Consider the following 22,818-nt stretch of genomic DNA (forward strand, 5'->3'; position numbering starts at 1 on the left):
TTCGAGGACCTGTTGCTGCGCCCGTGGGACACCAGCCGACCGTCGGTCACCGCGCACCTGACGGTGCACGCCCCGCTGCCGAGCCTCACCGCAGCCGCAGCCGCAGCCGCAGCCGCCGCCGGCGAGGCCGCCGCCGGCGAGGCCGCCGCCGGTGAGGCCGCCGCCGGCGCCGCGGACGGCGCCGCGGACGGCGCGACAGCAGACGTAGCCGCCGACACAGACACTGCCGCAGACGCAGACGCAGACGCAGCCGCAGACACAGAGGCCGTCATGGTCGGCGCCGCAGCCGGGGCGGCAGCAGCGGGAGCGGCAGAAGTCGGCGCGAGAGCAGCCGCAGGAGGCGGCACGACAGCAGCAGGCGGCACGACAGCAGTCGGCGCGACCGCCAGCGAAGCCGCCACCACAGCGGCGGCTGCTGGGGCAGCGGCTGGAGCTGGAGGGGACGCCGCGGGTGGCGGTGGGCTCGGTGGTACCGACCGTGCCGCGGGTGCATCAGCAGCCGCGGCACGACCCGCGGGTTGCGGGGGTGGAGCGGGTCGGGTGATGCCGGGGGAGGTCGATGGTGCCCCGGTCACCGCAGCGCAGCTGCGGCTGTTGTTGGAGCAGTTGGACGCTCTCTGCCCGGGCGGGCTGCAAGCCCCGGCTGGGGGCAGCCTGCAGATCGCGGTCACCGACCCCGTCACCGGTGCGCTGCTGGCCACGCTGACCCGCCCGGAGCTGCAACGCCTGGCCCACCGCGGCTGCCCCGATCACGACCCGCCACCCAGCCGGCGAGCATCCCAGCGGCGGCGACCATCGGATCGGCACCGACCGTCGGATCGGCACCGACCGTCGGATCGGCACCGACCACCCGCCGAGGTCGGCGACGAGGGTTGCGTGTGCGAGGACGGGAGTCCGCAGCAGGGTGGCGCCTCCCCGTCGAGAGGGCAGGTCGGCGGCAACACCGTGGTGGGCGCGTGCGGTTGTCCGGTGGCCGGACTGCCACCGGCGGTCGACCGCTACGAACCGACCCCTGCCCAGCGCCGTTACGTGACCACTCGCGACCGCACCTGCCGGCACCCCGGCTGCAGCAACAAGGCCGCCGCAGCCGACATCGATCACGTCCACCCCTACGACCAGGGTGGTGCGACGGCCTGCACCAACCTCTGCTGCCTGTGCCGCCGGCACCACCGGCTCAAGACCCACGCCCCCGGCTGGCGGTTCACCATGACCCCCGACGGCACCCTCACCGTCACCACCCCCGGCGGCATCACCCGCAGCACCACACCAACGGGACTGCTCGACACACACGCGGCCGCGGGGCCGAGCCGATGGCCCGGCATCGCGATCGACCCGGCAGACGACCCGCCACCGTTCTGATGCTCCTGGCTCTCTTGACGCCGTACGGCCTGCTGACGCACGTGGCCTTCGGACGCGCATGGCCTCCGGACGCGCATGACCTCCGGACGTGCTCGGGTCCCGCTCCCGAGAACGCCCTCGCTCGAGACGACGACTGACGAGCTCTCGGGCGCGTGCCGACGCCCCGGTGCCTCCCCGGGCCGCCGAAGCTCCGGCAGGATCGTCGGCATGGGAACTCGACCGCTGGTGGCGGACGTCCGCACCCTGCTGGCGACGGCGTACCTCACCGACCCGCTGATCCACTGGCTGTTCAGCGGCGTCGACGAGCCTCAGCACGCCACCGCTGCCTGGCTGAGCCTCTTCGTCGAGCGCTACCTCGCGCACGGAACGGTGGACCCGCTGTTCGTCGACGGTGACCTGGCCGCGGTCGCACTCTGGCGACTGCCCGACCCCGGGCCGGAGGACGCACCGGTGGCGGCCGGCTCGTCACCGGCAGCGCCGGTCCCGGGTGCTGTGGGTCTGCCCAGCGCCGCTGGCCTCTACACCGCGCTCGTCGGCCTCGAACGCGCCTCGTCCGCCGGGCGGGCGCTGCACGTGCTGGCCGACCTGGCACCCGTCACCCCGCATGCCTACCTGCACTTCTTCGTCGTCGCGCCGACCCACCACCGGCGGGGCGTCGGCTCCCGCCTCCTCGTCACCGGACTGGACAGAGCAGACCGGCGCGGCCTCGACGCGCACCTGGAGACCACCAACCCCGCCGCCGTCCCGTTCTACGAGGCGCACGGCTTCACCGTCCACACCACCGTCACCCTCGACGCCGGCGGCCCGCCGCTGTGGGCGATGCGCCGACCAGCGCCCGCGCGCCGGCCGACGTCCAGCACCACGCTCAGGACGTCGTCGCCACCGTGATCGCGGCGTTGACCAGCGCCAGGTGGCTCAATGCCTGCGGCAGGTTGCCCACCAGCGCCCCGGTGGCCGGGTCCAGCATCTCGGCCAGCAGACCCACGTCGTTCGGGGTGTCCTGCAGCGCGTCCATCAGCTCGCGCGCCTCCCGGGTCCGCCCGCACAGCTGCAGCGCCGACACCATCCAGTACGAGCACGGCAGGAACACGCCCTCCTCCTCGGCCATCCCGCTGTACCGGTACAGGTGCGGCCCGCAGCCGAGCTCCTCGCGCAGCGCGTCCAGCGTCCGGCTCATCCGCTCGCCCCGGTCGAAGCCGCTGATCGCGTGCAGCAGGATCGAGGCGTCCAGCCGGTCGGTGCCCGGGTACCAGACGTAGGCACCGCGCTCCTCCGACCAGCAGTGCTCCTCCACCCAGCTGCGGATCCGCTCCGCCTCGCTGCGCCACCGGCTCGGGTCGCCCGGGATGTGCCCGTCCTCAGCCAGCTCCACCGCGCGGGTCAGCGCCACCCAGCAGCCCAGCTTCGAGGTCGTGTGGTGCCGGGTCTCCGGCAGCTCCCACATCCCGCTGTCCCTGCTCTGCCACCGGTCGCACGTCAGGTCCGCGACCGCGGCCAGCATCCGGCCGGTCTCGGCGTCCAGCACGTTCCCGTCGCCCACGTACAGCGCGACGATCGCGAACAGGTCGCCGTACACCCCCAGCTGCAGCTGCTCACCGGCCGGGTTGCCCGACACCACCGGCCCGATCCCGCGCCACCCCGGCACGTCGGCCTCCAGCGCCCCCCGCGGCAGCTCGCCGTCCAGCGTGTAGCAGACCCGCGGCTCCGGACCGTGCCGGCGGATCGAGCCGAGCATCCAGCTGATCGCGCCGTGCGTCTCCTCCCGCAGCCCGAACCGGAACAGCGCGGTCAGCGCGTACGCCGAGTCCCGCACCCAGGCGAGCCGGTAGTCCCACGTCTTCCCGCCGACCCCCTCCCGCGGTCGCAGGCTCTCCGGCAGGGACGTCGTCGCCGCGGCCACCATCGCCCCGCTCGGCGCGTGCAGCAGCAGCTTCAGCACCAGCGCGCTGCGCCGCACCGCGTCGCTCCACGGGCCCTCCCAGCTGAACGCCTCGCTCCACGCCGTCCACCGTGCGATCGTGCGGTCCACCCCGGCGTCGAGCTCCTCGGCCGGCGGCAGCACCAGCGGCTCGGCCTGCGTGCCCACCAGCCCGAGCAGCTGCCGTGACCCCGGCGAGCTGACGTACGTGACGTCGATCCGCCGGTCACCGGGCACCACGTCCTCGGCGCCCAGGGTCCGCACCGCCATCGTCATGTCCGCCAGCCGCAGCACCGGCCCGTGCGCCGTCTCGTGCACCCACGGCGACGCCTGGCCCAGGCAGGTCCCCGGCCGTACTGCGGCCCGCAGCTCCACCCGCCCCTCGAGCCCCTCGATCCGGCGGGCCAGCTCGGTCCACGGCAGCCGGCCGGAGATCCCGGTGTTCAGCGAGTCGGTCACCCGCACGCTGCCGCCCGCCGTGGTGAAGGTCGAGGCCAGCACGTTCGTCGGCCCGACGTACTCCCGCCGCACCGTGTACGGCTCCACCGGCGCCAGCTCCACGCAGCCGCCGTCCGCGGCGTCCAGGAGCGCGGCGAACACCGGGTGGCCGTCGGTCCCCGGCAGCGGCAGCCAGTCGACCCGCCCGTCGCGGGCGATCAGTGCCAGCGTGCGGCCGTCGCCGATCGCGGCGTAGCTGCGCAGGTCGGCGTAGCCGTCGTCGTCCCGCTCGGTGACGGCGCTGTCGGGGGTCCGGCCCCAGCGCAGGTCGCTGTCGGTCACCAGCCCAGCCTGCCACCGCCGGCCGGGCACGACGCGCCGGAGCCGCAGCCCGCGACGCGCCGCACCCCGCGAGGGTCAGCCCTCGACGCTCGCCCCGTACGCCAGCTCGTAGCTCAGCCACCCGGCCGGCCCGTAGACGGTGATCGGCTGCTTCTCCCCGGCGATGCGCACCGTGAGCACGCCGCCGTCGGTCACCGACGTGCCGTAGCGCAGCTTCTCGTGGTCGGCCTGCTTCGGCACGCAGAACACGTGCACGCTGTCCCGGGTGTCGACCGTCAGCACGGTCGTGGCGACCAGACCGTCGATGACCGGGGTCTTCTCCAGGTCGATCCCGGCCTCGGTGAGCATGAAGAAGAGGAACGGCCGGCCCCGCTTGCGGGCCTTCTTGATGTTCCGCTCCCACATGGCGATGGTCTCGGCCTCGAGTTCCTGCGAACCCTGCTCACCCGTGAGCTCCAGCTCAGTCACGTCGCTCCCTCGTCGTCCACCCCGGACGTCTGCCCGGGTCACCAGCAGGACGCTACGGGGCACCGTGGTGCGCGCGGGGCCGGTGTGCGGCGTGTGTCGGATGGGACGCAGCAACGACGGCAGCACCGCCGCGACCGCTGTGCGGAGACCCTCCGCAGCCGTCTCGTCACCGGCCAGCCGGCGCAGCAGCGCCTGCAGGAACAGCCCGTCGAACACCGCGTACAGCGTGTCCGGGGGCAGCGCCGGCACCGAGTCGGTGAGCTCCCGCGTACCGGCTCACCACCCGCCGTCCCGGAAGCAGTGCTGCAGCACGCCGCCGGCTGAGCTGCGTCCGGTGTCTCAGAGCTGGCCGTGCCGGGGCGGCGGGGTGCCGGACAGCAGCCACCGCCCCACGTGCTGCACCTTCCACCGGGCGGGGTCGTGCAGCGTGTGCGTGCGGGCGTCCCGCCAGTGCCGGGACAGGTTGAGCCCGGCGGCCGCGGTGCGGGTGCCGCCCAGCTCGAACAGCACGGAGGCGGCGTCCACCGCGGCCCGGGCGGCCGCGACCTTCGCCACGGCCGTGGCGATCGACGCCCGGGCCGTGCTGTCGTCGGTGGGGTCGGACTCGGCGTCGTCCACGGCCCGGGCGGCCTCGCGCAGCAGTGCCTCCGCGCTGCGGACGGTGATCTCCGCCTCGCCGGCCTGCTGGACCACCAGCGGGTCACCGGCGGCGGTGGTCGCACCGCTCTCGAACCACGGCCGGGCCCGGGCGACCGCGGTGACCGCGGCGGTGAGCGCCCCCCGGGCCAGGCCGGCGTCGATCGCGGCGTGCAGCACCTGCGCCCGCGCGCCGTAGGTGGTCGGGCCGTCGAACAGGCCACCGAAGGGCACCACCGCGTCCCCGGTCACCCGGACGTCGTCCAGCCGCACCGTGCCGCTGGCCGTGGTGCGCTGCCCCATGCCGTCCCAGTCGTCCTGCACGGTGACCCCGGGGGTGCCGCGCTCCAGGTACACCAGCACCTTCGGGCGCGGCGCCGGCTCGTCGCCGAGGACCGCCCGCACCACCAGCCAGTCGGCGAACAGCGCGCCCGTGCAGTAGTACTTCTCCCCGCTGAGCACCCAGCCGCCGGCGCCGTCGGGCACCAGGGCCGTGCTGTCGTCGGTGACGGTGGCCCCGGACCGCTCGGTCTGCGCGTTGGCGAACCGCCGGCCGGCCAGGGCCTCGGCGAACCAGCGCGCGCACTGCGCCGGGGTGCCCTGCCGGCGCAGCGCGTCCAGGAACACGAAGTGGCTCTGCGGGATCTGCGCGACGCTGCCGTCGGCGGTGCCCAGCAGCCGCACCACCTCGGCGAGCGTCGCCACCGAGACCCCGGCCCCGCCGTGCTCGCGCGGCACCGTGATGCCCAGCAGCCCGGACGCCGACAGCCGGTCCAGCTCGTCGGCGGGCAGCCGGCGCAGGCGGTCGCGATCGTCGGCCTGGCCGGCCAGCACCGTCGCCATCTCCTGCGCGACCTGCAGCGCCTCGCCGTCCGAGGCGATCACGTGGGCCATCGGGTCCTCCGGGTGGTCGGGGCTGCCCATGATGCCGATCGCGCGCCGTGTCCCCGTCGGCAGGGCAGGTCAGCCGGGCGGCACCAGGGCCGCGAAGACGACGACGTTGTCCCGGTAGTCGCCGGCGTCCTCGTCGAAGGCGCCGCCGCAGGTGATCAGCCGCAGGTCCGCACCGGCCGTGTCGCCGTACACCGCCTCGGTCGGGAACGCCGACTTCGGGTGTGTCTCGACCCGGTCCACCCGGAACACCAGCTGGCTGCCGTCGGCCCGGTCCACCACCACCTCGTCCCCGGCGACGAGCTCGGCGAGCCCGGCGAACGCCCCGGGGTCGCCGGCCCAGTCGACGTGCCCGGCCAGCACCGCGGGACCCTGCTCGCCCGGAGTCGGACCGCCCTCGAACCAGCCCACCGGGTCGCCGTCCGGGGGCAGCTGCATCGTGCCGTCGGCGGCCAGGCCGAGCCGGACGACGTCGGCCCGCAGGCCGAGCGCCGGCACCTGCACGCGCACCGGCACGCTGGCGGCCGGCCCGGCCGGTGGCGCGGGCGGCGGCGCGACGGCGTCGTCCGGGGTGACGGGCAGGTCCAGGGCCAGCTGCGGCACGTGCACCGCGGCGGTGGCCCCCGCCGGGGACACCGCCACCGGCCGGTCCAGCCGGGTGGGGTGGTCGGCCCCGGTGGGCAGCACCAGGGCGGTGGACCCGAGCACGGTGAGCAGCACCGACAGCCCGGCCCAGGCGCGGGCCGGGCTCGGGCGCACCGCCCGCGGCGCGCGGTGCCGGCTGCCCGGGGCGGTCGTGCCGCGGGCCGGGCCGGACGGGCGGCGCGGCGGCGGTGGCGGGTAGCTGCCCTCGATCCGGCGGGGCGGGCGCAGCTCGGCCACCGTCACCACCTCGGTGCGGTGCGCGTCGCGCTGGTGCAGTGCACGGCGGACCGGCCGGGCCGCGGCCCGGCCGGCGGTCGTCGAACCCCGTGGCACGCCGGTGGTCAGGCCGGGCCGCGGCGGGCGGTGCGGGACGCCGCGACCGCGGCCGCGGCGGCACCGGTGAACGCCACCCCGGCGACCAGGTGGGTCAGCGACCCGCCTCCGGCGGCGCTGCCGTCGCCGGCGGCCACGCCACCCACCGGGCGCACCGCCACCTGCGAGGTGCCCGGGACCGTCTGCGCGGTGCCCGGGACCGTCTGCGGGGTGCCCGGGTAGATCGCGTTCTCGCAGGCCACGCCGTTGTCGTTCGCGTCGAGCCGGTTCGGGTCGCTCGGGTCGGCGGCCAGCGCCGCCTGCGCTGCCGCCTGGGTCGGGAAGTCACCGCAGTCCAGCTCGGCGGCCGACGCGGAGCCCGCCAGGGGCACCGACAGACCGGCCACCAGGACGACGACGGCAGCGGGCTTCCGCAGACGCATGGGTTCTCCTCCGGGGGACGTGGGACCAGCCCGGGGAACCTAGCCACGGACCGGGCAGCGGCGCACCGGGTCGGCGGCGAGTCGTGAGGTGCCTGTGACCTGGCCCCGGTGCGTCGCCCCGCGACACGCCCTGTCCGCGGACCGGTGACGGTGGGACGCTGACCCGGTCACCGGCGCCCGGGCCGGACCAGGAGGTGGGTACGTGGTGCGCGACGACGGCCGGCACGTGCCGGACCTCACCGGTCCTGCCGCGGAACTGGTGCGCCTGGTCGACGGCGTGCGGGACGAGCAGCTCGGCGCCCCCACGCCCTGCGCGGCCACGTCGGTGGCCGGGCTGCTGGACCACCTGCTCGGCCTGACCCACGCCTTCCGTCTCGCCGCCGCGGGGCAGCCCATGCCCGGGCCGGCGCACGGCTCCGCGGCGGCGCTGCCGGCGATCTGGCGGGCGCTGCTGCCGCACCAGCTGGACGTGCTGGCGCAGGCCTGGGCGGCGCCGGAGGCCTGGCTGGACAGCGGGCACCCCGGCCACGCGCCGCTGCCCGCCGGCGTGCTGGGGCTCATCGCGCTGGACGAGCTGGTGGTGCACGGCTGGGACCTGGCCGTGGCGACCGGGCAGGAGCACCGCCCGGACCCGGTCGCCACCCAGCTGTGCCTGGCGTTCCTGGTCGACTACGAGAGCGCGGCGCCCGACGCGTTCGCCGCGATGTTCGGCCCGCGGGTGCCGGTGCCCGGTGACGCGCCGGGGTTCCGCCGGCTGCTCGGCCAGACCGGTCGCGACCCGGACTGGTCACCACCGGGCTGACCCGTCACGGGGTGGGCATGCCGCCGTTGACGTTGAGGGTCTCGCCGGTCACGTAGCTCGACTCGGGTGAGGCCAGGTAGACGTAGGCGCCGGCCAGCTCGGCGGGCTGCCCGGCCCGGCCGAGCGGGGTCTCCGCGCCGAACTCCGGCAGCTTCTCGGTGGGCTGCCCGCCGGAGGCCTGCAGCGGCGTCCAGAACGGCCCGGGGGCGACGACGTTGACCCGGATGCCCTTCGGGGCAAGCTGCTGGGCCAGTGCCTTGCTCATCGTGTTGATCGTGGCCTTGGTGCTGGCGTAGTCGACCAGGCCGGGGGAGGGCTGGTAGGCCTGGATCGAGCTGGTGTTGACGATCGTGGCGCCGGCCGGCAGGTGCGGCAGCGCCTCCTGGACGATCCAGAACAGCGCGTACACGTTGGTCCGGAAGGTCCGGTCGAACTGCTCGGTGGTGACGTCGGCCAGGTCCTCGACGTACTGCTGCTCGCCGGCGATGTTCGCCACCAGGTCCAGCCCGCCCAGCTCCTCGACGGCCCGGCGCACCAGGCCGCGTGCCTCCTCCTCCACGGAGATGTCGGCCGGGGCGAGCACCGCCTTCCGGCCGGCCTGCTCGACGAGGCGGGCCACCTCCTCGGCGTCGGACTGCTCGCTGGGCAGGTAGTTCAGGACGACGTCGGCGCCCTCGCGGGCGTAGGCGATCGCGGTGGCCCGGCCGATGCCGGAGTCGGCGCCGGTGACCAGTGCCTTGCGCCCGGTCAGCTTGCCGGTGCCGCGGTAGCTGTCCTCGCCGTGGTCGGCGCCCGGCCGCAGCTCGCTCTCCAGGCCGGGGGCGTCCTGGCTCTGCTCGGGGTAGCCGCCGCCCGGGTACCGGGTGACGGGGTCGGTGAGCTGGTCGGTCACGGTGTGCTCCCTGGGGGCTCGTCGGTGGGGGCGCCGCCCGCTGCCCGGGCACGCCGGTCCCTGCGGTGCCCGCTCGGGCGGCGGCCCACGCACGGGCCCGCCCGGTTCGCAGGCCGCGCCCGCGCACGACGGGCCGGGATGGACGAGGATCACCAGGGAACGCACAGCCTGGTGCGCGACGAGGAGGACCCCCTGTGGCCGGTGGACTGGTAGCCCTGTTCGACGACATCGCGGTGATCGCACGCGCCGCGGCGGCCTCGGTCGACGACATCGGGGCAGCGGCCGGGCGGGCCAGCGCCAAGGCCGCCGGGGTCGTGGTCGACGACGCCGCGGTCACCCCGCAGTACGTGCGCGGCCTGGCCGCCGAGCGCGAGCTGCCGATCATCCGGCGCATCGCGCTGGGCTCGCTGCGCAACAAGCTGCTGATCATCCTGCCCGCGGTGCTGCTGCTCAGCCAGTTCGTACCGGTCCTGCTGACCCCGATCCTGATGCTCGGCGGCACCTACCTCTGCTACGAGGGTGCGGAGAAGGTGTGGGCGAAGATCAGCGGCCACGACCACGGCCACGGCGCGGGCGAGGAGGAGATGCCCGACGAGGACACCGTGGTGTCCGGGGCGGTGCGCACCGACTTCATCCTGTCCGCCGAGATCATGGTCATCTCGCTGAACGAGGTGGTCGACCAGCCGTTCGTCTCCCGCGCGGTGATCCTGGCCGTCGTCGCGGTGGCGATCACCGTGCTGGTCTACGGCTTCGTCGGCCTCATCGTGAAGATGGACGACGTCGGCCTGAAGCTGGCCGAGCGCCCGGGCAAGGCCGTGGCGGGACTGGGCCGCGGGCTGGTCAAGGCGATGCCCCGGCTGCTGGCCGTGCTCACCGTGGTCGGCACCGCCGCGATGCTCTGGGTCGGCGGCCACATCCTGCTGGTCGGCTCGGACGAGCTGGGGCTGCACGTGCTCTACGACGTCGTGCACCACCTGGAGGACGCCGCGGGCGAGGCCGCCGGCGCGATCGGCGGCGTGGTGACCTGGCTGGTCAACACGTTCGCCAGTGCGCTGCTCGGGCTCGTCGTCGGCGCCCTGGTCGTGGCGGTGGTGACCGCGGTGTCCCGCGCCCGGTCGACGGGCGAGCCCGCCGCGCACTGACCGGCGCCGCCGGTGATCGGCGGCGTGCGCTCAACATGTGGCTGCTGTGGCCGAAGACGACTGCAGAGCCCACGGCGTCGCGTGGGTCGGGCGGAGCGCGGAGGTGCTGGGCGTGCAACTGGTCCTGGACGTCGACACCGCCCTCTGGCCCGACCGCTGCCTCACCGACGGCCGGCTGGTGGTGCTGCGGCAGCCCGAGCCGGCCGGCCCGGAGCCGACCTGGCTGCAGCGCCGCGGACGCACCTGGCGCCGGCTGCAGCGCAACGAGCAGTGGGCGGTCGCGATGGTCAGCGCCACGGTGGCGACCTCGCCGCTGTCCACGGTGTCCGACGACGCGCAGGCACTGGGCGTGCTGGGCGTGCTCGCCGCCGGCGTGGTGCTGCTCTGGCGGTCCCGGGAGCCCGGCCGTCCCGCCGTGCGGGCGCAGTCGGCGGAGGCGCGGCTCGCCGCCTCAGGCACCCCGGAGGCACGGGTGGCCGCGGCGGCGACCCGCGCCTGGGGCGAGACCATCCGGGAGCACTCCTGGCGCTCGCCGGTCCTCGCCGCCACCCGGGGCTCCTTCGACGGCCGCGCCGAGGTCGACCAGGTCGTGGAGCTGGCGTTGCGGGTGCACGCGGCCCGGCTCGCCCTGGGCCGGCGGCCCACCGGCCCGGCCGGGCAGGTCCACGACGAGCAGGTGGCCGCGCTGGACCGGGCCGCCGGCCGGCTCGGTGCCCGCGCCGACGCGCTGATCCGTTACCGCGACCAGGCGGCGGCGCTCTCGGTCGAGCTGCGCCACCTGCGCGACCTGGAGCGGATGGAGCGCACCGCCCTCGTCGTCGACGGGTTGACCATCGAGACGGCGTCCGGCGCCGGTCGCCCCGACCCCGGCGTCGTCCGGGTCACCGCGGAGATCGAGGGCGTGCGCAGCGCGATGGCCGAGCTGGTCGCCGACATGAGCCGCACCCGCGAGCCCCTGCTGCACGACCCGACCCGCTGGACCGCGCCCTGAGGGTGTGATCCCGGAGAGGACGCCCCCGCGTCGCCCCCGAGACGCACGCCGTTCACCTGCGCGTCCGCTGGACCGGTGAGGGTCCACCCCCGTGCCCCTGACCGCGTCGCGCCGTCCCACGTCCGTCTGCCTGGCCCTCGCCGCCGCCCTGGTCGGCGGGGGGTTGATCGGTGCACCAGCCGCCACGGCGAAGCCGGCGCCCGCCCCGGCCCCCGGCGCCGCGGACGCGGTGTTCTCCCGCGCCGCCACCTACCCGGTGTTCCAGAACTCCGGGCTCGGGCCGGACGCCGAGGCGGTCGCCGAGATCTCCGCGGCCACCCCGGACGGCAGGACCGTCGTCTACACCGACGCCGCCAACGGCCTGGTCGGGTTCCTGGACATCACCGACCCGTCCGCCCCGGTCGGCCGCGGGGTGCTGGACGTGGGCGGCGAGCCGACGTCGGTGGCGATCCGCGGCGGACAGCTGCTCGTGCTGGTCGACGACTCCGACGGTGAGTTCGACGCGCCGTCGGGCCGGCTGGTCGTGGTCGACCTGGCCACCCGCGCGGTGCAGCGCACCATCGCCCTCGGCGGCCAGCCGGACTCGGTGACGCTGACGCGCGACGGCTCGCTGGCCGCGATCGTGATCGAGAACCAGCGCGACGAGGAGGTCACCGTCGACGGCGTCGAGGGCGGGCTGCCGCAGACCCCGCCCGGCACGCTGGTGCTCGTCGACCTCACCGGCCCGGTCGCGCAGTGGGCTCCCGCCGTCGTGGACCTGGTGCCCGCGCTCACCGCGATCGGCGCCTACGGCGCCACCGACCCCGAGCCCGAGTACGTCGCCTTCGGCCCCGACGGCCGGCTCGCGCTCACGCTGCAGGAGAACAACGCCGTCGCCCTCGTCGACGTCGACCGCTCGGCGCTGGCCGCCAGCCGGGTCACCGCGTTCAGCGCGGGCACCTCGACCGTCCAGGGCGTCGACGTGGTCGAGGACGGCACGATCGACCCGACCGGCTCGACCGGTGAGCTGCCCCGCGAGCCCGACTCGATCGCCTGGGTGGGCGAGGGCCTGGTGGCCACCGCGAACGAGGGCGACCTGTTCGGCGGCACCCGCGGCTGGACGGTGTTCTCCACCGAGCCCGGCAGCGTCGGCGACGTCGTCTACGACTCGGGCAACTCCCTGGAGCAGCTCGCCGTCGAGCTGGGGCTGTACCCGGAGAGCCGGTCGGAGAACAAGGGCGTGGAGCCCGAGGGGCTGACCTTCGGCACCTACGACGGCGTGCCGTACGCGTTCGTGGGCAGCGAGCGCGGGAACTTCGTGGCCGTCTACGACATGACCGACCCGACCGAACCGGCGTACGTGCAGACGCTGCCCACCACCAACGGCCCGGAGGGTCTGCTGCCCATCCCGTCCCGCGGGCTGTTCGTCGTCTCCAGCGAGACCGACGTGCCCGAGGACGACGTCCGGGCCACCGTGGGCGTCTACTCCACCGCGCCCGGCCCGGTGTTCCCGACCATCGCCTCGGTCGAGCAGGACGGCACGCCGATCGCGTGGGGCGCACTGTCCGGGCTGTCCGCCGACCCGAAGGCACCCGGCCTGCTGTACGCGGTGAGCGACAGCTACTACTCCCCGGCCGAGATCCAGACCATCGACACCACCACGACGCCGGCCACCGTGGTCGACGCCCTCGAGGTCACCGACACCGCGCCGTACGACCTGGACCTGGAGGGCATCGCCGCGCGGCGGGCCGGTGGCTGGTGGGTGGTGTCCGAGGGTGACGGCGAGGAGCGTCCGAACGAGCTGCTCCGGCTGGACCGGTCCGGTGCCGTGGTCGAGCGGGTGGCCCTGCCGGCCGAGATCGCCGCGGGCGTGGCCGCCAACGGCCTGGAGGGCGTGGCGATCGACGCCGGGCCGGGCCGGGAGACCGTGTGGGTCGCGCTGCAGGTGCCGGTGACCGGCGACCCGTCCGGCGTCACCCGGTTCGGCCGGTACGACACCGTGAAGGGCACCTGGACCTGGGTCGGCTACCGGCTGGAGCCGACGCCGGCCGGGGCGCGCGAGTTCGTCTCCGAACTGGTCGCGGTGGACGCCGACACCCTCGCCGTCGTCGAGCGGGACAACCGGCCCGGTGTGTTCGCCGAGGTCAAGCGGGTCTACACCGTCGAGCTGGCCGGGGTGACCCCGGTGCCCACCGGCGCGCCGCTGCCGATCGCGCCCAAGACGCTGGCCGTCGACCTGCTGCCGCTGCTGCAGGCCGGCAACGGCTGGGTGCAGGAGAAGGTGGAGGGCCTCACCGTCGGCGGCGACGGCCGGGTGTACGCGGTCACCGACAACGACGGCGTGGAGGACGCGACCGGGGAGACGGTGTTCCTGCGGCTGGGTGCTGCCCGCGACGTCTTCCCCGGCACCGGGAAGCCCGGGGGGAAGCGCTGACCGGGCGGGTCAGCCCCGGCCCAGCCCGGCGTCGCGGGCGGTGACGATCGCCTGACCGCGGTCGGTCACGCCCAGCTTGGCGAAGACCGAGGTGAGGTAGTTGGCCACCGTCTTGGGCGACAGGTGCAGGCGCTCGGCGATCACGGGGTTGCCGAGACCGGCCGCGACCAGGTCGAGGATCTCCCGCTCCCGGGCGGCCAGCTGCGGGAACGGGGCCGCGACGGGGGTCAGTGCCCGGGGGCGCACCGTGCGGCCGAGGACCAGCTGGCCGTCGTGCACCGACCGCACCGCGCGGGTGATCTCGTCCTGGCCGGCGCCCTTCACCAGGTAGCCGTCCACGCCGCCGGCCACGGCCTGGGCGACGGTCTCGGCGTCGTCGTCCATGGTGAGCAGCAGGACCCGGGTCTCCGGGCCGGCCGCGCGCAGCCGGGGCAGCGCGGCCAGGCCGGTGCCGCCGGGCATGTGCACGTCCAGCAGCAGCACGTCGGGGCGCAGCAGGGTGACCTCCCGCAGGGCGCCCTCGGCGTCGGCGGCCTCCCCGACGACGTCGATGTCGGCCACCGTGCCGAACAGCGCGCGCAGCCCGTCCCGGACGATCGGGTGGTCGTCGACCACGACCACGCGGATCGGCGGGCTCACCGCAGCGCCAGCGGCAGCCAGGCGGTGACCACGCCGCCGGAGGGCGACGCGGCGGCCGAGAACCCGCCGCCGAGCTGCTCGGTGCGCTCCCGCATCGACACCAGCCCCACGCCGGGCACCCACGCCGGGCCGGCCGGGCCGTCGTCGCACACCTCCAGGTGCAGCGAGTCGTCCTCCACCCACAGCCGGGCGCGGGCGGTGCCGGCGCCGCTGTGCCGCAGCACGTTGGCCAGCGCCTCGGTGACGATCCGGTAGGCGGCGACCTCGACCGGGGCGGGCAGCCGCGGCAGGTCGGCGGGCAGCTCCAGGGCCAGCCGCGGCCCGTCCGGCCGGGCGGCGAGCCGGTCCACGTGGCCCTCCAGCGCTGGCCGCAGGCCGAGCCGGTCCAGCGCCGGTGGCCGCAGCCCGTAGACCAGCCGCCGGACGTCGTCCACCGCGGTGCGGGTCTGGCTGCTGACGTCGGCCATCAGCACGGCGGCCCGGGCGGGCTCGGTGCCCACCAGGTTGCCGGCCGCCTCCGCCTTGAGCACCACCCCGGTGAGCGCGGGGCCCAGGCCGTCGTGCAGGTCGCGGTGGATGCGGGTGCGCTCCTCCTCCAGTGCGGTGATGGTGCGTTCCCGCGAGCTCTGCAGCTCCTCGGTGAGCACCACGGCGTGCACCGCGGGGCCGGCCTGCCGCACCAGGTCGGCGAGCAGCTCGTGCCGGGGCCCGCCCAGCCCGCGCGGCCGGGCGTCCGCGGCGACCACCAGGGCACCCACGACGGCACCGGAGTCGGTCAGCGGGTACTCCGCCGTGGGCCCGGTGGGCGTGCCCAGCTCCACGGTGCGCAGCGGCTGGTCGCCGGGGCGCCCGGCCCGCACCTGCACGTAGGGCAGCTTGAGGGCGTCGGCGACCGTGGTGGCGATCGCGGGCAGCACCTGCTCCGGCGACAGCGACGACTGCAGCCGGCGGCCCAGGTCGGACAGCGCGCCGTACGGGTCGGCGCCGGAGCCGAACAGCCACCGGTCCACCGCCCGCTGCAGCACCGCCCGCACCGGGGCGAACCCGACCGCGACCACGGCGGTGGCCAGCACCTGGGCGGCCCCGGCGCTGCCGAGCACTCCGGCCATTCCCTGCACGACGGCCAGGTGGGTGAGCAGCAGCGTGGCGGTGAGCGCCAGGTACACCAGCGTGCGGTTGACCACCACGGTGATGCCGTACAGCCGGTGCCGCAGCACGGCGGCGGTCATGGCCAGCGGCACGAGCGGGACGACCAGCGGCACCAGCGGCGGGGGCACGTCCGCGGCCGAGCTGGGCACCGCGACGACCAGGGCGACCACCACCGCCCAGACCAGCCACAGCACCTGCAGCCGCTCCTCGCCGGGCCGGCGCACCAGCCGCACCACCGGCGCCAGCAGCGACGCCAGGATGCTGGCGCCGGCCAGCGAGGCGATCGACACCGCGGTGCGCACCCAGCGGGGCACGTCGTCCACCAGCGGGCCGTCGTCGGCCAGGCCGAGGCCGGTCATCAGCACCGGGTCCAGCGCCCAGCCGACGCTGAAGCCGACGCCGGCGACGACGGTCAGCACCGCGACCGGCGTCCAGGCGCGGTTCAGCGGGCGGCCGGTCGGGAACAGCTGCACGGCCAGCGGCACCAGCAGCGCGATCGCCGGCATCCACACCACCAGGTGGACGGCGGCCAGCGCGCGGGTGCCCGCGCCGTCCAGGCCGGCGTCCAGCCGCTGGTACAGCCAGGTGCCGGTCGCGGTGGCGACCAGGTACAGGGTGCCGGCGCCGAGCATCAGCCAGCCGACGACGCTGCGCCGCACCCGCAGGGTGATCAGCGCCCCACCGACGGCGAAGCCGGTGCCGATCGCGGCGTTGCCGATCAGGTAGTCCTCGGTCAGCCGCGCCAGCGGCACCTGCCGCACCAGCCAGGTGCCCACCGAGCCCAGCAGCAGGACGACGTCGAGCCCGGCCACCGCGGCGGCGGCCACCGGCGCGCGCCGGTGCGCTCGCGTGTCGTCGTCATCGGGGGTCGGGTGGGGCACGCCGTCATCGTGGCCGACCGCGACCGCCCGTGGCAGGGATCTGTTCCCGGTCCGGCGGGAAGACCCTCCCGTCGGGCCGGGAGCGCGGTCCCTGCCGGTGGCGCCGCCGGCTGTCCAGGCTCGGCGGTGTCGGCACGAGGCCGGCACCGCCCGAGGAGGACGCCATGACCGACCCCCACACCGCCCGACCGGCCCTCGACCCCGGGTGGGTCGGGGTGGGGGCCGGGCTGCTCTACGCGGCGATGGTCTGCTGGGAGCGGATCGGGGACTTCCGGCTCGGCGACCCCGGTGCGCACGTGGCCGTGGAGCAGACGCTGATCGTGCTGGCGATGCTCGGGCACGCGGTGCTCGCGGTCGGCCTGTACCGCGACCGCCCGGGGGGCGACGGCCCGGTCGCCCGGGTGTGGCCGCTGTTCCTCGCCGCCGGCTGGGTGCTGCTGGCCGCGGCGGTGCCGGTGGAGGCGCTCACGTCGGTGGCCGCGGAGGAGAACCCGCTGAACCCGGCCGGTGGGCTGGCCCAGCAGCTGGGCCTGCTCGGCCTGGGTGTCACGGTGCTGACCGCCCGCCGGTGGACCGGCTGGCGTCGCTGGTTCCCGCTGCCGTTCGCACTGGCGACGGTGCTGGTCGTGGTGGTCGCGGTGGTCACGGACGCCTGGCCGGCCGCGGTGCTGGAGGTGGCCGCGGCGCTGGGGTACAGCGTGCTGGGCTGGGCGCTGGTCACCGGCCGGCGCAGCCGCACCGCCGTCCCGGTGGGCTGAGCCGGACCCGGCACGGAGCCGGACCCGGCACGGAGCCGGACCCGGCACGGAGCGGGACCCGGCACGGAGCCCGACCCGGCGCGGAGCTGGGGTCGGCCGGGGCTGGGGCCGGCCGGGGTGGGTGGTCCGGTCAGGCGCTGAGCCGGCCGGGCAGGCTGCCGCCGGGGCCGAACCAGATCTCACCGGTCGCGGTGCCGCAGCAGACCGCGCAGTCGTGCTCCGGGGCGTCGTGCTCGGCGGGCGGGGAGCCGTCCGGGTCGGCGGTGCCGAGGTCGCGGATCCAGCTCTCCAGGGCGTCGTCGGCGGCGGGGTCGTCCCCGTGCGAGCCGAATCGGGTTCTCACGCACGTCCTCCTCGGCAGTCACCGGCCCGGTCGTGACCGAGCCGGGACACCGGTTCTCGGTGCTGGCCCCGAGGTCCGGTAGGTGGCTGCGCCGATGGCAGCGCCGGCGCGGCGGAGCAGCGTTCGGACCACCCCACCACCTCGTCTGGAGGCACCCGTGATCGCCGTCGTCCCCGGTCTGCTGCTGGGGCTGTCGCTCATCGTGGCGATCGGCGCGCAGAACCTGTTCGTGCTGCGGCAGGGGCTGCGGCGCGAGCACGTGGGCGCCGTCGTCGTGCTGTGTTCGGTGTCGGACCTCGCGCTGATCTCCGCCGGGGTGGTGGGGTCCGGCACGGTGATCGCAGGCGCGCCGTGGCTGGTCACCGTGCTGCGGGTGGGCGGGGCCTGCTTCCTGTTCGGGTGCGCGGTGCTGGCGCTGCGGCGGGTGGCCCGGCCGGTGCCGGTGGCGTCGGTGGCGGCGGGCGGGGGCGCGAGCCGGTGGTCGGTGCTCGGCACCGGCCTGGCGGTGACGTGGCTGAACCCGCACGCCTACCTGGACACCGTGCTGGTGCTGGGCGGCGTGGCCGTGGCGCACGGTGAGCAGCGCTGGCCCTTCGCAGCGGGCGCGGTGCTGGCCAGCGTCGTCTGGTTCACCGCGCTGGGCTTCGGAGCGCGGGTGCTGCTGCCGCTGTTCAGCCGCCCGGCGGCCTGGCGCGTGCTGGACCTGGTGACGGCGGTGCTGCTGACCGGGATCGCGGCCTCGCTGCTGGTCGGCTGACCCGGCGGACCGCCGGCGTCGCGGCGTCGGATAGACAGTGCACATGACGGAGCTGACGACGGCATCGGGCACCTCATGGCTCTCCCGGGAGGAGATGGACTCCGCCCGCGAGCGCCTGCCCATCCTCTACGTGGACGCGGTGCCGGTGCGGGTCGACGACCACGGCACGGTGTCGGCGATCGGGCTGCTGCTGCGGGTCGGCGGGGACGGGCAGATCAAGCGGTCGCTGGTCAGCGGGCGGGTGCTCTACCACGAGCGGGTGCGGGCGGCGCTGCTGCGGCACCTGGAGAAGGACCTCGGCCCGCTGGCGCTGCCCCGGGTGCCGCCGGCGCCGCAGCCGTTCACCATCGCCGAGTACTTCCCGACCCCGGGCGTCACGCCGTTCCACGACCCGCGCCAGCACGCGGTGTCGCTGGCCTACGTCGTGCCGGTGGAGGGCGACTGCGCACCGCAGCAGGACGCGCTGGAGCTCACCTGGTTCTCCCCGCTGGAGGTGCGCGAGCCCACGGTGCTCGCCGAGCTGGCCAACGGGCAGAGCCACCTGCTGCTGCAGGCCCTGGCCCACCTGGGGGTCTGAGCCGACCCGGTGGCCGGGGCCCTGCTCAGCGGACGACGCGGAACCACATCGCGGTGGAGTGGGTCAGCTCGGTGAGCCGGGTCCGCTCGAGCTGCACCTGCTGGCCCCCGGGGTGGCTGAACAGCCGGGTGCCGTCGCCGAGCAGCACCGGCAGCACGAACAGTCGAACCGGCAAGACGTACGACCTCGCGGTACGTGTCCGGCACGATCGCTGCGGTGCTCGCGGCGATGTGGCCGCAGACCGAGACGACCAGGTCGACCGCGGCGGTGAGTGCACGCTCGGTGGCCAGGCGGACGACGACGTCGGCGCGCAGCCGGTGGCCGTCGACATCTGCGATCACCTGCAGGGCGTCGACCAGCTCCTGCAGTGCAGCCAGCCGGGCGTGCACCACACCGGTGTCCAGCCTGCGCGGCGTCACAGACCAGCCATCCGGCGAAGGTCCAGGTCGCGAAGCCATGCCGTCTCGTAGAACTCGAGCGCCGCGGCCATCTGCGTCGTCGCGAACAAGCCGGGTCGCGCCTCGTACAGCGGTTGGGCCCCGACGAGGCCCGCGAAGCGTGCGGTGGGACCCGCGCCGTCCAGGACGAGCACGTCGACGGCATCGCTGCCGGTGAGGTCGGCGAGTGCTCCGTGCAGCGCGAGCAGGGTCCTACTGCCGTGGGGCAACGAGACGGCGACGTCGATGTCCCTGGCTAGCACGGCGTCCCGCAAGGCGCTGCCGAAGACGGTGACGAGCTCGGCTCGGCAGTCCCGTGCCAGGTCGGCCAGGCTGCCGTCATCCGCCGCAGCCGTCAGCCGGGCGAGGGCCACCGCTACGGACACGGACCGCAGCCTACGGTCGCCCGGCCCTCGGTGGTCGTCGCCTCGCTGTCAGTCGTAGGGGTCGGTGAGGACGGCTCGGGCTTGCAGGACGGTGAAGGTGGTCGGTGGTCCGTCGGTGGTGGTGGTGCCGGGGACGTCGGCGGGGGCGCCGGCGTCGACGGTGTAGGTGCCGCCCCAGGTGGTGGTGAGGGAGGCGGTGTAGGTGCCGGCGCGGTAGTCGTGGGTGACGGTCTGGTCGGGGTAGGGCGCGCCGGGGTCGGTGCTGGTGAGGTCGGTGCCGTCGCCGGTGTGCCAGGTGTAGGTGCGGGCGGTGGCGAGGATGGTGACGGTGAAGCCGCGGATGTCCACGGTGTAGGTCTGGGTGGCGGGGTCGGTGGTGTAGAAGATGACCGGGAGTCCGACGAGGGCGTTGCCGGGTGGCTGCTGCTGGGCGGTGAGCTCCGGTAGGGGGAGTTCCTGGAAGTAGCGGAACACCTCGTCGGGGGACGGTGGTGGGTTGAGGTCGGTGACGTCGATACAGCCTTGGCCGTCGCCGATCCAAGGGCCGTACGGCGTACCGGGGGCTCCGCCGTCGGGTGGCAGGGTGCCGTCGACGGGTGTGCCGTCGGCCTGGGCCAGTCGCTGGCGCTGCACGACGTAGTAGACGACGACGCGGTCGGGGACGTCCGGGCAGTCGACGAAGTCCGCCGGCGTGCACGCGCCCACCGTCTCGTCGCGGATCTGGCAGGGCGACGCCAACCGCCAGCGGTAGAGGGCCGGGCCAGGAGAGCGACTGTTGCTGGCACGGCGCATGCCGTCGCTGGCGGGCGTGACGTCTTCCGCTGAGAGGTAGATGCTGCCGCCCGTGACCCGCTTCTTGAGGCAGTCGAAATTGGGACATGGCAACTGTGGAACCGCCTGCGCCGTCGCGGGATCCGATGCTGCAAGAGCAAGCATCAACGTGGCAACGACAAGCAGCCGCCTCATCCGATGTCCAGCTGCTGCATGATCCAGGTGGATCGGGCAGAGTCCCACGCGAGGATGGCGCCGCTGCTCGGGTTGTTGGAGCCTGCGTACGACATTCCGTCGATCACGTTCCCGGCGGAATCGACGATGTCCAGAGGCGCCTGGTCCACTGAGAACGCAACATCGGCAGTGGCGCCATTCACCGCCGGATCGGACATCGCGATGACCTCGGTCTCACCGCCTCGAAGGCTCTGGCCCTGAGCCACTGCGCCGTCCATGAAGCTCATCAGTTGGTCACACGAGGTACAGCCTGCGCTGAGCGCCCGCATGTACTGCGTGTCCAACGTCTGCTGCGTGCGGCTGTAGAGCTCGATGTAGTACGTGGTGAAGGCCGCCGCGCCCTCCGGGGTCTGCTCCCGCGCTTCGGCCGGCATCGGGAAGTCGGGTGGTCCGAGGGCGGTGAGCGTGGGTGTCGCCTCGGCGGTGGTCGGTTCCGGCAGGGTCTGGCTGGCCTGCTGCTCGGTGGAGCACCCCGCCAGCAGTGCGATGCCGAGGAGCAGGGTCGCCGCTGCCCGTGCCGTGCCGCGCTGCGTCATCAGGTGCTCTCCCGGTGCTCGGTCTCCGGCCAGTCCTCCGGGCAGGTTACGGACGCCGGCGCTCGGTCCGGGCCGTTCACCTGCAGGCTGTGGACTCACGCCGCCAGGTTCACCCGATCGGGCGCCCTGCCCGCACCCACTCAGCGGAGGGCGGCGTCCGGCCGGTCACGGCCAGTCCGCACGGCCGAGCACGGCGACCGCGGTCCGGCCGTTCCCGACGTGCAGGCTGCAGTCGATACCGACCCCGCCCCGCAGCACCGCCTCGACCGCCGAGGACCAGGCGTGGTCGTCGGGGGAGGGACCGGCCGGACCACGCCGCTCCAGGCACATCGCCAGGTGCAGCTCGTCCGGGTCGACGTCCTCGGACTCGGCGATCATCGTGTGGAGTTCGACGAGGTGCGCGAGCGCGGCCCGGTCCGGCTCGACGGGCAGGTCCTCGAGCGGGATCAGCAGGGGTACGGCGGTGCCGTCGGCGCGCAGCCAGCTGAGGAACAGCGTGCGCCCGGACGGCGGACCGTCCAGCTGCAGCAGCCCCTTTCAGCGCGCGGCGAGCTCGGCGTCGGAGGTGACGGGGGTGGTGGGGTGCGGGAGCGTGGTCATGGTCGAGCACTCTGGCCGAGGAGGCCCGGTCCCCGCTCCGGTTGTCCACAGGCCCGGATCGACCCTCGCGCAGCTCCGGGCCGAGACGACTGTCGCCCTCGTCGAGCTGATCCGGTCTGTGGCGCGGCACCGGGCACGTTCCCGCGGGAACGTCGACGCCACGGTCGCCCGTGCCGCGGGTCAGCCCGTCGTCCGGCGCCCGGCCCGCGCGGCGAAGGCGTCCAGGGCGTCCAGCACCTCACAGGACTGCCACCTGCGGTCCCGCCGTCGGCCGGTGAACTCGGTCAGCACCCCGGCCGTCACGAGCGGCTCGATCACCCGGACGGCGTTCTGCGCGGGGATGCCCACCTCCCGGGCGATCGTGGCGGCGCCCAGCACGGGCTGCCGCACGAGCAGGTCGGCCACCCGCCAGGCGCCGGCACCGGAGCGGGCGCGCACGGCGGCGTCCCAGCCGGCCCGGATCGTGCGCAGCTCCTCGACGAGGCGCGCCGCGTTCGTGATGGCCGTGAGCGTCCCCTGCGTGAAACTGTCCACGATCGGTGTCAGGTCGCCGGCGCGGTAGGCGGTGAGGGCGGCGAAGTCCCCGTCGACGTCGGCGAGCAGGCCGGCGGAGACGGGCACGGTGACCGACCGGGTGACCCCGTGATGGCGGAGCAGGGCGTGTGCCAGTGCTCGGCCGGTGCGCCAGCGCCGGCGATGGCCGGCTCCACCTCGCGCAGCAGGGCGTCGTGCATCGCGAGGACGGAGTCGGCGGTCGGGGCGTCGGACAGCGCGAGCGCGGCCTGCATGGCGCGCACGTTCCCGACGACCGACCCGGCGTTCCGGGTGGACGGCGCGCCCAGCTCGGCGACGGCGATGGCCTTGGCGCCCGAGGTCAGCCGCTCGATCCGGGACGACGACGCGGACTCCGTGCGCAGCAGGATGGACCCGAAAGCGGCGAGGTCCGTGCCGATCCGGCTGTCGAAGCGGGCGATCTCGGCGACGGCCTCGTCCGCGGCCCGGGCGGTCGCGAGGTCCAGGGCGGGTGCAGCCGCGAGACATCCGGGACGACGGCAGCC

General features: G+C 75.2%; 24 protein-coding genes. 9 read left to right on the forward strand and 15 right to left on the reverse strand.

Translation table 11 applies throughout. The annotated features are described in order from the left end of the window. Window positions 1-1,029: 1,029 nt before the first annotated feature. Together G1H19_RS15255 and G1H19_RS15260 are read left to right on the forward strand one after the other, a co-directional pair. Window positions 1,030-1,359 carry an HNH endonuclease signature motif containing protein gene (locus G1H19_RS15255; protein ID WP_163638836.1) on the forward strand — a complete coding sequence of 110 codons (330 nt, stop codon included), beginning with the start codon at window positions 1,030-1,032 and terminating at the stop codon, window positions 1,357-1,359. A 207-nt stretch (window positions 1,360-1,566) separates the two neighbouring features. Then, window positions 1,567-2,247, forward strand: a complete 681-nt coding sequence (locus tag G1H19_RS15260) for a GNAT family N-acetyltransferase (RefSeq protein ID WP_162392378.1) — start codon at window positions 1,567-1,569, stop codon at window positions 2,245-2,247. Here G1H19_RS15260 and G1H19_RS15265 read toward each other — a convergent pair. The 5 genes from G1H19_RS15265 to G1H19_RS15285 all read right to left on the reverse strand — a co-directional run bounded on the left by G1H19_RS15265 (window position 2,225) and on the right by G1H19_RS15285 (window position 7,452). Continuing rightward, on the reverse strand, window positions 2,225-4,057 hold the full coding sequence (locus G1H19_RS15265; RefSeq protein WP_235927936.1) for a glycoside hydrolase family 15 protein: 1,833 nt from the start codon (window positions 4,055-4,057) through the stop codon (window positions 2,225-2,227). The genes G1H19_RS15260 and G1H19_RS15265 overlap by 23 nt on opposite strands. A gap of 75 nt (window positions 4,058-4,132) precedes the next feature. Next, the gene (locus tag G1H19_RS22665) at window positions 4,133-4,774 is read right to left on the reverse strand and encodes a hypothetical protein (RefSeq protein WP_202925784.1); all 642 of its coding nucleotides are present in this window, start codon (window positions 4,772-4,774) and stop codon (window positions 4,133-4,135) included. A 90-nt stretch (window positions 4,775-4,864) separates the two neighbouring features. After that, a complete protein-coding gene (locus G1H19_RS15275; protein ID WP_152727311.1) occupies window positions 4,865-6,085 on the reverse strand; it encodes an SfnB family sulfur acquisition oxidoreductase in 1,221 nt (406 codons plus the stop codon). Window positions 6,086-6,124: 39 nt separating this feature from the next. Continuing rightward, window positions 6,125-6,934 (reverse strand): class F sortase, encoded by an 810-nt coding sequence (locus G1H19_RS15280; RefSeq protein WP_235927935.1) that lies wholly within the window; start codon window positions 6,932-6,934, stop codon window positions 6,125-6,127. Between the two features lie 104 nt (window positions 6,935-7,038). After that, window positions 7,039-7,452, reverse strand: coding sequence for a hypothetical protein (locus G1H19_RS15285; RefSeq protein ID WP_152727312.1), 414 nt, complete (start codon window positions 7,450-7,452; stop codon window positions 7,039-7,041). A 202-nt stretch (window positions 7,453-7,654) separates the two neighbouring features. On the opposite strand from G1H19_RS15285, the gene G1H19_RS15290 reads away from it, so the two are divergent. Continuing rightward, the gene (locus G1H19_RS15290) at window positions 7,655-8,254 is read left to right on the forward strand and encodes a TIGR03086 family metal-binding protein (protein ID WP_235927934.1); all 600 of its coding nucleotides are present in this window, start codon (window positions 7,655-7,657) and stop codon (window positions 8,252-8,254) included. Window positions 8,255-8,258: 4 nt separating this feature from the next. Here G1H19_RS15290 and G1H19_RS15295 read toward each other — a convergent pair whose 3' ends face one another. Then, on the reverse strand, window positions 8,259-9,146 hold the full coding sequence (locus G1H19_RS15295) for a glucose 1-dehydrogenase (protein ID WP_162392377.1): 888 nt from the start codon (window positions 9,144-9,146) through the stop codon (window positions 8,259-8,261). Between the two features lie 194 nt (window positions 9,147-9,340). Here G1H19_RS15295 and G1H19_RS15300 point away from each other — a divergent pair, with 194 nt between their 5' ends. The 3 genes from G1H19_RS15300 (at window position 9,341) to G1H19_RS15310 (ending at window position 13,692) form a co-directional block, all read left to right on the forward strand. Continuing rightward, entirely contained in the window at window positions 9,341-10,288 is a 948-nt protein-coding gene (locus G1H19_RS15300; protein WP_162392376.1) for a DUF808 domain-containing protein, read from the forward strand. 112 nt (window positions 10,289-10,400) lie between these two features. Further along, on the forward strand, window positions 10,401-11,279 hold the full coding sequence (locus G1H19_RS15305) for a hypothetical protein (RefSeq protein WP_235927933.1): 879 nt from the start codon (window positions 10,401-10,403) through the stop codon (window positions 11,277-11,279). A gap of 91 nt (window positions 11,280-11,370) precedes the next feature. Then, window positions 11,371-13,692: an esterase-like activity of phytase family protein gene (locus G1H19_RS15310; protein ID WP_202925783.1), complete on the forward strand. Its 2,322-nt coding sequence runs from the start codon at window positions 11,371-11,373 to the stop codon at window positions 13,690-13,692. A gap of 9 nt (window positions 13,693-13,701) precedes the next feature. On the opposite strand, the gene G1H19_RS15315 is transcribed toward G1H19_RS15310, so the two are convergent. Both G1H19_RS15315 and G1H19_RS24625 read right to left on the reverse strand, forming a co-directional pair. Next, a complete protein-coding gene (locus G1H19_RS15315; RefSeq protein WP_174278070.1) occupies window positions 13,702-14,331 on the reverse strand; it encodes a response regulator in 630 nt (209 codons plus the stop codon). After that, window positions 14,328-16,361: a sensor histidine kinase gene (locus G1H19_RS24625; protein ID WP_152727313.1), complete on the reverse strand. Its 2,034-nt coding sequence runs from the start codon at window positions 16,359-16,361 to the stop codon at window positions 14,328-14,330. Before G1H19_RS24625 ends, G1H19_RS15315 begins: the two co-directional genes overlap by 4 nt. 164 nt (window positions 16,362-16,525) lie before the next feature. Here G1H19_RS24625 and G1H19_RS15325 point away from each other — a divergent pair, with 164 nt between their 5' ends. Beyond that, window positions 16,526-17,119, forward strand: coding sequence for a hypothetical protein (locus G1H19_RS15325; RefSeq protein WP_162392375.1), 594 nt, complete (start codon window positions 16,526-16,528; stop codon window positions 17,117-17,119). A 130-nt stretch (window positions 17,120-17,249) separates the two neighbouring features. Here G1H19_RS15325 and G1H19_RS15330 read toward each other — a convergent pair whose 3' ends face one another. Further along, window positions 17,250-17,462, reverse strand: coding sequence for a hypothetical protein (locus G1H19_RS15330; RefSeq protein WP_152727314.1), 213 nt, complete (start codon window positions 17,460-17,462; stop codon window positions 17,250-17,252). 157 nt (window positions 17,463-17,619) lie between these two features. On the opposite strand from G1H19_RS15330, the gene G1H19_RS15335 reads away from it, so the two are divergent. Continuing rightward, window positions 17,620-18,219, forward strand: a complete 600-nt coding sequence (locus G1H19_RS15335; protein WP_235927932.1) for a LysE/ArgO family amino acid transporter — start codon at window positions 17,620-17,622, stop codon at window positions 18,217-18,219. 43 nt (window positions 18,220-18,262) lie between these two features. Beyond that, a complete protein-coding gene (locus G1H19_RS15340) occupies window positions 18,263-18,796 on the forward strand; it encodes an NUDIX hydrolase family protein (protein ID WP_152727316.1) in 534 nt (177 codons plus the stop codon). Between the two features lie 25 nt (window positions 18,797-18,821). On the opposite strand, the gene G1H19_RS15345 is transcribed toward G1H19_RS15340, so the two are convergent. From G1H19_RS15345 to G1H19_RS22670, 6 genes are all read right to left on the reverse strand, one after another. Beyond that, window positions 18,822-18,971 (reverse strand): hypothetical protein, encoded by a 150-nt coding sequence (locus G1H19_RS15345; RefSeq protein WP_162392374.1) that lies wholly within the window; start codon window positions 18,969-18,971, stop codon window positions 18,822-18,824. Between the two features lie 240 nt (window positions 18,972-19,211). After that, window positions 19,212-19,619 (reverse strand): hypothetical protein, encoded by a 408-nt coding sequence (locus tag G1H19_RS15350; RefSeq protein ID WP_152727317.1) that lies wholly within the window; start codon window positions 19,617-19,619, stop codon window positions 19,212-19,214. Between the two features lie 48 nt (window positions 19,620-19,667). Further along, window positions 19,668-20,504, reverse strand: coding sequence for a PKD domain-containing protein (locus tag G1H19_RS15355; protein ID WP_152727318.1), 837 nt, complete (start codon window positions 20,502-20,504; stop codon window positions 19,668-19,670). 77 nt (window positions 20,505-20,581) lie between these two features. Continuing rightward, window positions 20,582-21,160, reverse strand: coding sequence for a DUF6318 family protein (locus tag G1H19_RS15360; RefSeq protein WP_152727319.1), 579 nt, complete (start codon window positions 21,158-21,160; stop codon window positions 20,582-20,584). 165 nt (window positions 21,161-21,325) lie between these two features. Next, window positions 21,326-21,538, reverse strand: a complete 213-nt coding sequence (locus G1H19_RS15365) for a hypothetical protein (protein WP_152727320.1) — start codon at window positions 21,536-21,538, stop codon at window positions 21,326-21,328. A 402-nt stretch (window positions 21,539-21,940) separates the two neighbouring features. Next, window positions 21,941-22,381 (reverse strand): hypothetical protein, encoded by a 441-nt coding sequence (locus G1H19_RS22670; RefSeq protein WP_202925782.1) that lies wholly within the window; start codon window positions 22,379-22,381, stop codon window positions 21,941-21,943. Window positions 22,382-22,818: the final 437 nt, after the last annotated feature.

The sequence above is a fragment of the Goekera deserti genome, from assembly GCF_010685995.1.
Taxonomy (GTDB): Bacteria; Actinomycetota; Actinomycetes; order Mycobacteriales; family Geodermatophilaceae; genus Goekera; species Goekera deserti.

Bases quoted from the DNA above. Each gene is read 5' to 3' on its own strand.
- G1H19_RS15365 (WP_152727320.1), bottom strand. From the start codon at position 21,538: ATGATCGCCGAGTCCGAGGACGTCGACCCGGACGAGCTGCACCTGGCG.
- G1H19_RS15285 (WP_152727312.1), bottom strand. From the start codon at position 7,452: ATGCGTCTGCGGAAGCCCGCTGCCGTCGTCGTCCTGGTGGCCGGTCTG.
- G1H19_RS15325 (WP_162392375.1), top strand. From the start codon at position 16,526: ATGACCGACCCCCACACCGCCCGACCGGCCCTCGACCCCGGGTGGGTC.
- G1H19_RS15275 (WP_152727311.1), bottom strand. From the start codon at position 6,085: ATGGGCAGCCCCGACCACCCGGAGGACCCGATGGCCCACGTGATCGCC.
- G1H19_RS15260 (WP_162392378.1), top strand. From the start codon at position 1,567: ATGGGAACTCGACCGCTGGTGGCGGACGTCCGCACCCTGCTGGCGACG.
- G1H19_RS15360 (WP_152727319.1), bottom strand. From the start codon at position 21,160: ATGACGCAGCGCGGCACGGCACGGGCAGCGGCGACCCTGCTCCTCGGC.
- G1H19_RS15340 (WP_152727316.1), top strand. From the start codon at position 18,263: ATGACGGAGCTGACGACGGCATCGGGCACCTCATGGCTCTCCCGGGAG.